Origin of the sequence: Thermoleptolyngbya sichuanensis A183 (genome assembly GCF_013177315.1) — a bacterium.
GTDB classification, from domain to species: Bacteria; Cyanobacteriota; Cyanobacteriia; order Elainellales; family Elainellaceae; genus Thermoleptolyngbya; species Thermoleptolyngbya sichuanensis.
Window position 1 is genome coordinate 730,575 of sequence record NZ_CP053661.1, and the last position, 11,376, is coordinate 741,950.

At 57.3% G+C, this 11,376-nt stretch carries 12 protein-coding genes; 9 read left to right on the forward strand and 3 right to left on the reverse strand.

All coding sequences use genetic code 11. The features are described 5' to 3' along the window. Nucleotides 1–51 precede the first annotated feature (51 nt). The 8 genes from HPC62_RS03195 (at nucleotide 52) to HPC62_RS03230 (ending at nucleotide 7,075) form a co-directional block, all read left to right on the forward strand. Nucleotides 52–933, forward strand: a complete 882-nt coding sequence (locus tag HPC62_RS03195) for a phycobilisome linker polypeptide (RefSeq protein ID WP_172353715.1) — start codon at nucleotides 52–54, stop codon at nucleotides 931–933. Between the two features lie 127 nt (nucleotides 934–1,060). Then, nucleotides 1,061–1,300: a phycobilisome linker polypeptide gene (locus HPC62_RS03200; protein ID WP_068510401.1), complete on the forward strand. Its 240-nt coding sequence runs from the start codon at nucleotides 1,061–1,063 to the stop codon at nucleotides 1,298–1,300. 48 nt (nucleotides 1,301–1,348) lie between these two features. Beyond that, nucleotides 1,349–2,197 carry a HEAT repeat domain-containing protein gene (locus HPC62_RS03205; protein ID WP_172353716.1) on the forward strand — a complete coding sequence of 283 codons (849 nt, stop codon included), beginning with the start codon at nucleotides 1,349–1,351 and terminating at the stop codon, nucleotides 2,195–2,197. A gap of 172 nt (nucleotides 2,198–2,369) precedes the next feature. Beyond that, nucleotides 2,370–3,041, forward strand: coding sequence for a HEAT repeat domain-containing protein (locus HPC62_RS03210; protein WP_172353717.1), 672 nt, complete (start codon nucleotides 2,370–2,372; stop codon nucleotides 3,039–3,041). Between the two features lie 13 nt (nucleotides 3,042–3,054). After that, a complete protein-coding gene (locus HPC62_RS03215; protein WP_172353718.1) occupies nucleotides 3,055–3,897 on the forward strand; it encodes a phycobilisome rod-core linker polypeptide in 843 nt (280 codons plus the stop codon). 109 nt (nucleotides 3,898–4,006) lie between these two features. Continuing rightward, nucleotides 4,007–4,750, forward strand: a complete 744-nt coding sequence (locus HPC62_RS03220) for a phycobilisome rod-core linker polypeptide (protein WP_172353719.1) — start codon at nucleotides 4,007–4,009, stop codon at nucleotides 4,748–4,750. A 674-nt stretch (nucleotides 4,751–5,424) separates the two neighbouring features. Beyond that, the gene (locus tag HPC62_RS03225) at nucleotides 5,425–6,162 is read left to right on the forward strand and encodes a phycobilisome rod-core linker polypeptide (RefSeq protein WP_172353720.1); all 738 of its coding nucleotides are present in this window, start codon (nucleotides 5,425–5,427) and stop codon (nucleotides 6,160–6,162) included. Nucleotides 6,163–6,301: 139 nt separating this feature from the next. Further along, a complete protein-coding gene (locus tag HPC62_RS03230; protein WP_068510393.1) occupies nucleotides 6,302–7,075 on the forward strand; it encodes a phycobilisome rod-core linker polypeptide in 774 nt (257 codons plus the stop codon). 289 nt (nucleotides 7,076–7,364) lie between these two features. On the opposite strand, the gene HPC62_RS03235 is transcribed toward HPC62_RS03230, so the two are convergent. Next, nucleotides 7,365–8,747, reverse strand: a complete 1,383-nt coding sequence (locus tag HPC62_RS03235) for a class I SAM-dependent methyltransferase (protein WP_172353721.1) — start codon at nucleotides 8,745–8,747, stop codon at nucleotides 7,365–7,367. 242 nt (nucleotides 8,748–8,989) lie between these two features. Here HPC62_RS03235 and HPC62_RS03240 point away from each other — a divergent pair, with 242 nt between their 5' ends. Next, on the forward strand, nucleotides 8,990–9,784 hold the full coding sequence (locus tag HPC62_RS03240; protein ID WP_172353722.1) for a YebC/PmpR family DNA-binding transcriptional regulator: 795 nt from the start codon (nucleotides 8,990–8,992) through the stop codon (nucleotides 9,782–9,784). 109 nt (nucleotides 9,785–9,893) lie between these two features. On the opposite strand, the gene HPC62_RS24110 is transcribed toward HPC62_RS03240, so the two are convergent. Together HPC62_RS24110 and HPC62_RS03250 are read right to left on the reverse strand one after the other, a co-directional pair. Beyond that, complete coding sequence (locus HPC62_RS24110; protein ID WP_172353723.1) at nucleotides 9,894–10,958, reverse strand: adenylate/guanylate cyclase domain-containing protein; 1,065 nt, start codon at nucleotides 10,956–10,958, stop codon at nucleotides 9,894–9,896. Beyond that, nucleotides 10,955–11,332: a response regulator gene (locus HPC62_RS03250; RefSeq protein ID WP_172353724.1), complete on the reverse strand. Its 378-nt coding sequence runs from the start codon at nucleotides 11,330–11,332 to the stop codon at nucleotides 10,955–10,957. The genes HPC62_RS24110 and HPC62_RS03250 overlap by 4 nt, the downstream gene beginning before the upstream one ends. Nucleotides 11,333–11,376 lie beyond the last annotated feature (44 nt).

Here is an 11,376-nt window from a genome sequence, read left to right on the forward strand (position 1 = left end):
CAAGCGCCAACCGCTTCCAAGCCATTCGCAAACACGAAGGAGAGATCGACCGTGCCAGTTACCGCAGCAGCATCCCGTTTGGGAACATCTCCGTTTGACGGAGCGCCCCGGGTAGAACTCCGCCCCAATTACACCAAAGAGGATGTCGAAAACGTCATTCGCGCCGTCTATCGGCAGGTGTTGGGCAACGACTACCTGATGAAGTCCGAACGACTCACCAGCGCCGAATCGCTCCTCCGCGACGGCAACATCAGCGTCCGTGAATTTGTTCGCGCCGTTGCCAAGTCTGACCTTTACAAGCAGAAGTTCCTTTACGGCAACTTCCAGACCCGCGTGATCGAGCTGAACTACAAGCACCTGCTGGGTCGTGCGCCCTACGATGAGTCGGAAGTCATCTTCCACCTCGACCTGTACGAAACCCAGGGCTTTGATGCGGATATCGACTCTTACATCGACTCCGAGGAGTATCAGTCTAACTTCGGCGAAAGCATCGTGCCCTACTATCGCGGCTTCGAGTACTATGCCGGGGCCCGCACGGTTGCCTTTAACCGCATGTTCCGTCTCTATCGCGGCTATGCCAACAGCGATCGCTCTCAGGCAGAGGGCCGCGTGCCCCACCTGGCCCGCGACCTCGCTCAAAACAAGCCGACCTCTATTGTCAGCCCCTCTGGCAGCGGCAGCTTTGCCTTCTTCCGCGCTTCAGATGATGTGGCTCCCAGCAAGTGCCTGGGTGGCTCCGTGGGCGAAAGCACCCGCGTCTATCGGGTAGAAGTAGCAGGCCTGCGAAACGGTGGCTCTGGCGTTGGCTATCCCAAGCTGCGCCGCAGCAGCACTGCTTACCTGGTGCCCTACGATCAGCTCTCTGCCCGGATGCAGCAAATCCAGCGCCAGGGTGGTCGCATCGTTAGCGTGTCGCTAGCCAGCGCAAGCTAGGTTTCAGGAATCAGGGTTTGGGACTTGGCGCTTGAGCCTTTGACTGGCTTCCAGGCTTGCGGCTTGACCTGAACCTCCTGAACCCTGATCCCTCCCTTTTATCCTCTAGACAATGGAGAACAGGACAATGTACGGTCAAACTGCTGTGGGAAGTGCCGCAAATTCGCCTTCTGGGGCGCGGATGTTTCGCTATGAAGTCGTGGGTCTGCGTCAGAGCCAAGAGACAGACAAGAATAACTACGCGATTCGCAACAGTGGCAGCGTCTTTTTCACAGTTCCTTATAACCGCATGAACGAAGAGATGCAGCGCATCCTGCGGATGGGCGGCAAGATTGTCAAGATCGAACCGCTGACGAGCGATTCATAAGCACGCGATCGCCCCTTTGGACGGAACGCGACACCCCCAGGTTCAGGAATGCTTGACGGAACATCGGAGACGCAGTTTGAGGAATCGACCGCTGTATCGGAAGCCACTGGCGCAGAAGCGCTGACGGTGGAGCAGGCGATCGCCAATCTTTCCCATCCCGACACCAGCTTGCGCTATTACGCAGCATGGTGGTTGGGGAAGTTTCGTGTGTCTGATCCGGCTGCTGTGGATGCGCTAATTGCAGCACTCCGCGACGAGTCCGATCGAACCGAACTGGGCGGCTACCCGCTGCGGCGGAATGCGGCCCGGGCCCTGGGGAAGCTGGGCGATTGCCGTGCCGTTCCGGGGCTGATGGAGTGTCTTGGCTGTGAGGACTTTTATGTGCGCGAGTCGGCGGCGCAGTCGTTAGGAATGCTGGGCGATGCGTCCTGCGTGCCCGCGCTGCTGGGCCTGTTGGCGGGCGGCGTAGCGGCGGCGATAAAGGTTCCGGGCCGGCCTCACCTGGCCCAGCCCTACGAAGCCATTCTAGAGGCGCTGGGCGCATTGGGGGCTGTGGAAGCCGTCGAGGTGATTCGTCCCTTTGTCGAGCATCCGCTCCAGCGGGTTCAATATTCGGCGGTGCGGGCGCTGTACCAGTTGACGGAAGACGCGGCCTACGGCGATCGCCTGGTGGCCGCGCTGCAAAGCGACGACATCAACCTGCGCCGCGTCGCCCTTTCGGATCTGGGTGCTGTGGGCTATTTGCCCGCCGCCGAGGCGATTGCCACTGCTGCCACCGAAAACAGCTTCAAGCTCTTTTCCCTGAAAGGGCTGCTGGAACGCGCCATGCGCCAGTCGCCCCACAGCCTCAGCGCCGATGCGGTCAAAGTGATGACGCTGATGGACGAGATGCTCTGAGCAGCCGCCAGGTTGGCCAGCCGCCAAATTGTCCGCCAAGTTATCAGATAGCAGAGTTGAATAGCGAAGTTGAAAAAGGCAGCGGGGAAGCAAGCCCCTACCCCTTTTCTCTCAACCCTGTGTCTTTTCACGCCGATCCTCTGTCGCTCCCCGCCTCTTTCCTGCTTTATTCATGTCCACCTCCCTTGCCACCCTTATTGCCGACATCGACCGGGCTGATTCCCCGGAACGGCTGATCGCGGCAGTGCAGGCCTTGGCGGCAGCGCGTCTGGAAGGGGGCATCCCAACGCTGATTCGAGCGCTGGGGTTCAACAATCCTGGCGCAGCGGTAACGGCTGTGAAGGGGCTGGTGCAGATGGGTGAAGCGGCGGTGATGCCTCTGTTGACGCTGCTGGATGACTATAACTACGGAGCGCGAGCCTACGCAATTCGGGCACTGGCGGCGATCGCCGATCCGCGTGCGCTGGATGTGCTGCTGTCGGCGGCCGAGGCGGACTTTGCTCCCAGTGTGCGCCGCGCGGCCACCAAGGGCGTAGGGCAGTTGCTCTGGCTCAAGCTGGCAGACTCCGAGCGGGCGATCGCCCAGTCCCGCACCTACGATACGCTCGTTCGCATCCTAGACGATGCTGACTGGTCGATCCGCTATGCGGCGATCGCCGGACTGCAAGCCCTAGGACAGTCCACACCCGACTTGCAGCCTCAGATTCTCGAAACACTGCGAACTCTCGCAGACTCGGATATTGCCGTGCAGGCGCGGGTTCAGTGGGCGATCGCTACGCTGCAATCTCCCCAGCCCGTTCCCAACAGCTTCCCTGGCTCCCAAACCCCAATCCCAAACCCCTAAACCTCTAACCACCATGTCAATTCCCCTGCTCGAAATCACACCCAAAACCCAGAACCAGCGCGTACCCGGCTACGATGTTCCCGACGAGGACGACGCTCGGATTTATCGCCTGACGGATGCCACCTCCGACACCGATGTCAACAACATCATCTGGGCCTGCTATCGCCAGATCTTCAGCGAGCATCTGATTTTGGAAAGCTATCGGCAGGAGTTTCTGGAATCGCAACTGCGGAACCGCGCCATTTCCGTGCGCGAGTTTATCCGAGGTCTGGGCAAATCGGAAGTCTATCGAGAGCAGATTGCCGAACTCAACTCCAACTATCGAGTGGTTGAGCTAACAGTGCAGCGCTTTTTGGGTCGCCCGTCCTACGGCAAACAGGAGCAAATCGCCTGGTCGATTGTGATTGCCACCAAAGGGCTGCATGGCTTTATTGATGCGGTGGTGGACAGCGACGAATATCGTTCCAACTTCGGCGACGACATTGTGCCCTATCAGCGCCGCCGCATGGAGGCACGACCGTTTAATCTGGTGAACCCGCGCTATAACGACTATTGGCGCGGTCGCCTGCTGGAGCGGGAAATGATGACCCGTTCTTACTACCAGGTGCGGCAGTATCAGGCGGGCGAACTGGACAAGAAAGTGGTGCGGCAAGCGATTCCGGCATCCTTCTTCATCATGGCAAAGGGTATCATCACGCCACAGCTTACGCCCCAGCGCGACGTGGCCCGCTCCACCTCCAGCGCCATCAAGGTGCCCGATATGAGCCGCGACGACAACGGCACCCCCAAGCCTACCGTCAAGCCTGTCGCCGCTCGGTTGCCCTACAGCTATATCCCGCCGCTGAAGAAGAATTAGGGTTTCGGTATCCGGTGTCAGGGGTTGGGGTTCAGGAATTTACTCACGTCCTGGCCCCTACATCTGGTTCCCAAACCCCTAACTCCTAAACTCTAACCTCTGGAAAACCATGAGCATTCCCCTTCTTGCATACAAACCTGCGTCTCAAAACCAGCGCGTGCCGGGTTATGAAGTCGGCAACGAGGACACCCCCTATATCTATCGCTTGGAAGACGCAGCCGATAACTCCGACATCGAGCAGCTAATTTGGGCGGCCTATCGCCAAGTGTTCAGCGAGCACGTCATTTTGAAAAGCAGCCGTCAGGGTGATCTGGAATCGCAGTTGAAGAACCGCTCGATTACAGTGCGGGACTTTATTCGCGGGCTGGCCAAGTCGGAAACCTACCGCAAGCTGGTGGTGGAAACCAATTCTAACTACCGGATTGTGGACATTACGCTGAAGCGCCTGCTGGGTCGTGCGTCCTACAACCAGGATGAGCAAATCGCCTGGTCGATTGTGATTGCCACCGAAGGCTTTGAGGGCTTTGTCGATCAACTGCTAGACAGCGACGAGTATAGCACCAACTTTGGTGACAACACGGTTCCCTACCAGCGGCGGCGCTATCGCGATCGCCCCTTTAACTTGGTGACTCCCCGCTATGGCGACTATTGGCGCGATCGCCTAGAAGCCGAGCGCTATAAGTGGGGTGACGTTCGCAACTTCCTCGAAATGGCGAAGGCCGTACAGCCAAAGCCGATGCAGTTTACCTCGGTGTCTACAGCAAATATCAAAATTCCCGATATGAGCCGCAGCAGCGCCACCGCAGGCGTGCCCGTGTCCATCAGCCCCTCGGCCAGCTTCCCCGTCCGCTAAAAGTCTGGCCTTCAGGCGTTGGCGGTTTGTGAAAGGCGGTTTGTGAAAACTGCGGATCAACCCTCAACGCCTGAAGCGCTGGAAACTGTTTAAGACACCTAAGGCACCTAAGGCGCATTAAGGCACGTTAGGATACGCGCTGATTTCCGTTCTAGATTGACCACCTCTTGCATAAGAGACTTGCATAGAAGATTGGATTTAGCCGTTCAGAGCTAATTTATGAAGCAAATCTTAAGAAGCCTGAAACTCTTGGCATGTGTGGCTTTGAGGTCATGTTTGCCCAGGAAAAGCGGTTTCTCGGAAATCCTTGATTAACAAGGCTTTCAGGCTCCTTTACAAATTAGCTCTCAAACTTGTCCGTTCAAACTTAGCCGTTCAACCATAGTTCGTGCAGTGATTCGCGCTAATTTTCTCAACTCTGGCTAAATCGTATTTTGAGATTGTTCTACTGTCGGGTTAGGGATTGGTTCGCAAAGATTGAAACCGGTGTGTTTTTTAGCTGACTGATTGTTTGATGAAGGGGCGATCGCCCGCATACTGTGCCCAATCGTTCCAGCTTACTCAGCCTGAATGCAACGCTATGCTCTGGTGCATTCGGGTTCCTGTAGAATCCCCGACCCCTGACTCTGTGCAAGAAGTCTCTTCACCTTTCAGATGTTGAAGGAGAAATCGAGATGACATTGCCTCTTTTAGACTACAAGCCAACCGCGCAAAACCAGCGGGTATCTAGCTTTGGCACGGTTGATACCAACGGCGACATTCTCTATATCTATCGGCTCGAAGACTCTCGTGCGGCGGATGAGGTGGACGAGTTGATCAACGCTGCCTATCGCCAGGTGTTTAACGAGCAAGAGCAGCTTCGGTTTAATCGCCAAATTGCGCTGGAAACCCAGCTCCGCAACCACTCCATTTCCGTGCGGGACTTCATTCGGGGGCTAGCCAAGTCGGAGCGATTCTATCGGCTGGTGGTGGAGCCAAACAACAACTATCGCCTGGTCGAAATGTGCCTGAAGCGGCTCCTTGGCCGTGCGCCCTACAGCAAAGACGAAGAAATCGCCTGGTCGATTGTGATCGCCACCAAGGGCTGGGGCGGCTTCGTGGATACGCTGATCGACAGCGACGAGTATGCCCAGGCCTTTGGCGACAACGTGGTGCCCTATCAGCGCAAACGGATGGGCGATCGCCCCTTCAGCTTTACCCCGCGCTATGGAGCCGCCTACCACGACAAGCTGCCGAAGCCCCGCCCCTACGTCCCTGCGGGTCGATTTGCCCTGATCTTTGACCAGCCTTTCGACCTGCAAGCCTTCCTCAAGACGGCCAACTGGGGGCGCGTGTCGATTGTTGTGCTGACGCTGGTGCTGATGCTGGTCGTGCTGGCGCTGGTGAGTTCGCTGCCCGGAGCCACCGGATAAGCTGGATTCCATTTGCAAAAAAGCCGATTGCAGATGGAGTCTAGAGGTTCAATCCACGGGATAATAAGCCAAAGACTGTCGTTAGACCGCTGGCTTGAACCATTTCAGACGTTCCATAAAACTGAAGGGAGATACTTGAATGGCGTTGCCGTTGCTTGAATACAAACCAACCACTCAGAACCAACGGGTTCGCAGCTTTGGCGCTGCTGACCAGAACGAGGACACTCCGTACATCTATCGTCTAGAAGACGCTGCGGACGATTCCGATATGCAGCAAGTCATCTGGGCGGCCTATCGTCAGGTGTTTAGCGAACATCAGATCCTCAAATTCAACCGGCAGCCCGCGCTGGAATCTCAGCTCAAAAACCGTGTGATCACCGTGCGCGACTTTGTGCGGGGGCTGGCGCTGTCTGAGCGCTTTTACAGCCAGGTTGTGAGCGTGAACGACAACTATCGCTTGGTGGACATTACGCTGCGCCGCCTGCTGGGTCGCAAAGCCTATAACCAAGACGAAACCATTGCCTGGTCAATCGTGATCGCCACCAAGGGCTTCGACGGTTTTGTGGATGCGCTGCTCGATAGCGAAGAATATACCAACGCCTTTGGGGACTATACCGTGCCCTATCAGCGCAAGCGCATGGGCAACCGCGATGAGGGTCGTCCTTTTAACCTGGTAACGCCGCGCTATGGCGAAGAGTTTCGCGACAAGGTGGGAACCACCAAGACCGACTGGCGCTTTGTGGTGGAGAAGTTCTACAGCCGCAAGTTCCAGGAGCGGATGCTGTCCGAGGGCGATCCCCGCAAGTATCGCGACATGGCCGCCGCTGTGGGGGCCAAGGGCAACTATGCTCAAACCCTCCGCGCCAACGATATCGACTACCTGAACAAGGTTCCCTATCGCGGTCGCCGCTAGTGGGGTTCAGGGATCACAGGTTGAAGATGAGCAGTGGGGCGATCGCCCTGTTGAACATCACGCCTTCCCGCTAACAAACCTCATCAGTGTGCCAACATCGCCAGAGCGCGATTTCCAGAATCCGGTTTTGCAAATCTTGAAGCTGCTCACAGACCGCGCTGCCTAAAGCGCCGCCCAGCGAGTGGTTTTGGGACTGGCAAAGCCGGATTTAGTTTTTGCGCCTTTGCTTCCAGGCCCCATCACGGCATAACGCTGAGCCAGCCAGATGGCGCTAAGCCAGCCGATGACGCTAAGCCAGCCAGCCTACGCGAGTCAGCGGCAAATTCCAGCGTGTCTCCGACTTTGGACGCAGCAGCGTTTGATAAAGCCCCATCTGATTCTGTTCAAAGCCGAGAGCAGAGCCAAGCAGATAGGCCCGCCAGAGTTGCAGATAGCGATGGGGCAGCGTTTCAGGCAGGGTGCTGGGCAAGCGGCCCGATTGCTCACTGTTTTCTAGCATTCGGTTCCGCATTGCGTCGCCCAAAAGCCGTTTTGCCTGAGCAGCAGCGTTTCGCAGATTGGCTTCCCAGCAGCGCAGGGTTTTGGCGTAGTGGAGTCGCCAGGCATCTACATCCACAATTTCCCAGCCTGCTGCTTCGGCCGCCGCCAGCAGTGTCGAAATCTGTAGCAGTTCGCCGTGGGGAAAGATGTAGCGGTTGATGAACCGTTCGCCCAGGCTGCTGCCGTTCCATTCGGTGCTGGCCGTGATGCCGTGGTTGAGGAATAGCCCCCCTGGTTTGAGCGATCGCCCAATTCGCTGAAAATAAACGGGCAGGTTCCTGCGACCCACATGTTCCACCATGCCCACGGACACGATCTTGTCAAATGTGGGCGTTTGCGGCAGGTCGCGATAGTCCATCAACTGCGCCTGGAGGCGATCGCCCAGGCCCGCCTCTGCAATTTTTGCCTGGTTATAGTCCAATTGCGCCTGGCTGAGCGTGATGCCAACGCCGTGTACGCCGTATCGTTCCACCGCCCAGCGCAGCAGCGCCCCCCAGCCACAGCCAATATCCAGCAGCGTTTCCCCCGGCGACAGGCGCAGCTTGCGACAGATCAGGTCTAGCTTGGCTGCCTGCGCCTCGGCCAGCGACATCTGTTCTGTTTCAAAGTGGGCGCAGGAGTAGACCATGCGCGGGTCGAGCCAGAGCTGATAAAAGTCGTTGCCCATGTCGTAGTGGTGATGGATGGCGGCTCGGTCTTGTGCTGGGGTGTGGCGCGTCTTTTCGGAAGACAGGCTGGGCTGGGTTTTGAGGGAGGGCAGCGACAGGGCGGCGCGAGCGGCTTGCAGCGTGGTGAGGTTGAGCGGAATCGGGACTCGACCCAACTGCTGCATGGCCACGATCAGCGTTTCCAGATCGCCCACAAAATCACAGTCGCCGTTGAGATAGCCCTCTACCAGGATGAGCGGATCGCGGCGGGTCAGGAGCGATCGCACGATGCCAGGATGCCGAATCTGGAGGCTCACAGGCGGCGGATCGTCGGCATTGCAGTGAATCCAGAGTTGCTCACGTCCCCAAAAATCCAGGCAAAGGGGAACGGATAGCTGACTGAATGCTGCTTCTAGCCAGGTGCGGAGGGCGGGCGGCAGGGCGATCGCCCACTGTGGCGCTGCGGAAGCCTGAGACCGTTGCAATTCTGAACAACCATCGGAGTGTCCTCCAGTTGAATCTGAGGCTAGTTATTCTAGGATAGTGTTTGCGTTGGGTCGGCTGCTTTGGCAGGCTCCGGGACGCAACACAACTGCAACACAACTGCAACACAACTTCAGAGACGGGTTCCAGAGACAGGTTTCGGGAGTCTTCGAGAACTCCGGGAACTCAACTCCCGGAACTCAACTCCGGGAACGAGTAGAGAAGCGTTTTATCGATCGAGTGCATGGCAGGACATAGTAAGTGGGCGAACATTAAGCGGCAAAAGGCTCGCGTGGATGCCGTCAAGGGCAAGACGTTCGCAAAAATTTCTCGACAAATTATCATTGCGGCGCGAAACGGCGTGCCCGATCCGGCGGGTAATTTTCAGCTCCGCACGGCGATTGAAAACGCCAAGGCAGCGGGCATCCCAAATGACAATATCGAGCGGGCGATCGCCAAAGGGTCTGGCAAGCTGGCAGGCGACAACCTGGAAGCCATTCGCTACGAGGGCTATGGCCCTGGCGGCATCGCCATCCTGATCGAAGCGCTGACCGACAACCGCAACCGCACCGCCGCCGACCTGCGGGCCGCCTTCAACAAGCGTGGCGGCAACTTGGGCGAGACGGGCTGTGTCGGCTGGATGTTTGAGCAAAAGGGAGTTGTGACCGTGAAGGCCCCGCCGCCCGCCAGCAAAAAGGAACTGCCTGTAATCGATGAGGATGACCTGCTGGAAGCCTCTCTGGAAGGTGGCGCAGAGTCCTATGAGCTAATTTCGCTAGAAGACGACATTCCCGGCGCGGAAGTCTTCACCGATCCGACCAACCTGGAAGCCCTGACCCAAGCCCTCAAAGACCGAGGCTATCTGGTCATCCAGGCAGAGCCGCGCTGGTTCCCAAACAACAGCGTCGAAGTCAGCGACCCCGCCCAAGCCTCTGATCTGCTGCGGCTGATGGATGCGCTGGAAGACCTGGACGATGTGCAGTCCGTCACGGCTAATTTTGAAATGTCGGACGAACTGATGTCGCTCAGCATGGCGTAGGAAGGAAGAAGGAAAAAGGAAGAAGGAAAAAGGAAGAATGAAAAACGAAGAACGAAAAACGAAAATTTTTCCCTCTTCTCTCTTCGTTCTTCTCTCTTCCCTCTTCCTCCTAGCTTCCTAGTAAAAAGTACGTCGTCATCTCGCCTTTGCCTTTGACCTCGATGGGGCCGCGCTTCTCGAACTGGAACTTGTCTTGCAGGCGTTCGTAGGTGGTGGCGCTGACCTGGATGCGGCCAGGCAACGAGAGCGACTCCATGCGGCTGGCGATGTTTACCGTGTCGCCCCAGAGGTCGTAGGTGAATTTCTTGATGCCGATGACCCCTGCGCCGACGGGGCCGGTGTTGATGCCGACGCGCATTTGCAGGGGGCCAAAGCTAGGGTGGATGTGGCTGATGTTGATCTGGGCGATCGCCTTTTGCATGTCCAGCGCCATCCGGGCGATCGCCTCTGCATGACCCGCCTGGGGCAAAGGTAGCCCGCCGACGACCATATAGGAATCGCCAATAGTTTTGATTTTCTCTAGACCGTGCAGTTCTGCAAGCTGGTCGAAGGTAGAAAAAATCTGGTTCAGCAGCGCCACCAGTTCTGCGGGGGAGAGCTTGGAGGAGAGTTCTGTAAAGTTCACCAAATCGGCAAACAGGACGGTGACTTCGGTGAAGTTATCGGCGATGGTTTGGGAGCCTTGCTTGAGCTGGTCGGCGATCGCCTTGGGCAACACGTTCAGCAGCAGCCGTTCAGATTTTTCCTGCTCTGCCTGGATGAGCTTCAGGTAGGACTGTTCCTGGTCGCGCAGCCGCTTTTTCTCCAGACACGCGCCGATTCGCGCCTTTAGCAGCGTCGGGTTAAACGGCTTAAACAGGTAATCTTCGGCCCCTAGTTCGATGCAGCGCACGACGCTCTCAATGTCATCCAGCGCCGAAATCATGATCACCGGAATATGGCGCAGGTCGGGGTCTTGCTTCAACTGCTCCAGCGTTTCGTAGCCGTTTAGCTCCGGCATCATCACGTCCAAAAGCACGAGGTCAAAGGGCTGCGATCGCATCTTGTCAATGGCTTCGCGCCCATTATTTGCCGTCACAATCGTATGCCCCTGGCGCTGGAGCCGCCGAGACAGCAAATCGCGGTTCATCTCGTTATCATCGACAACTAGCAGAACGCCTTGCTCAGGAGTCATTTCAGCGAGCCTTCCCCCAAAATCGCCTGAATTTTGCCTGTCAGCCGCGCAAAGTCTACAGGCTTCGTATCGTAATCATCACATCCCGCCTCTCGACACTTTTCCTGATCTCCCGCCATTGCGTGGGCTGTCAGGGCAATAATGGGAATTTCCTTCGTTTCCGATGCCGCCTTGAGGGTGCGCGTTGCCTCCCAGCCGTCCATCACGGGCAGGCTCATGTCCATCAGAATCAAGTCCGGACGCTCCGCCTGGGCCATTTCGACTCCTTGCGCTCCATCTGTTGCAATCAGCACCTCTGCGCCCCGCCGCAGCAGCCGCCGCGAGAGCATATCTCGGTTCATTTCGTTGTCTTCTACCAAGAGTATCTTAGGCATTTTTCAGATTCCCCTCCCATCATCTCTTTATCTCTCAATCCTGG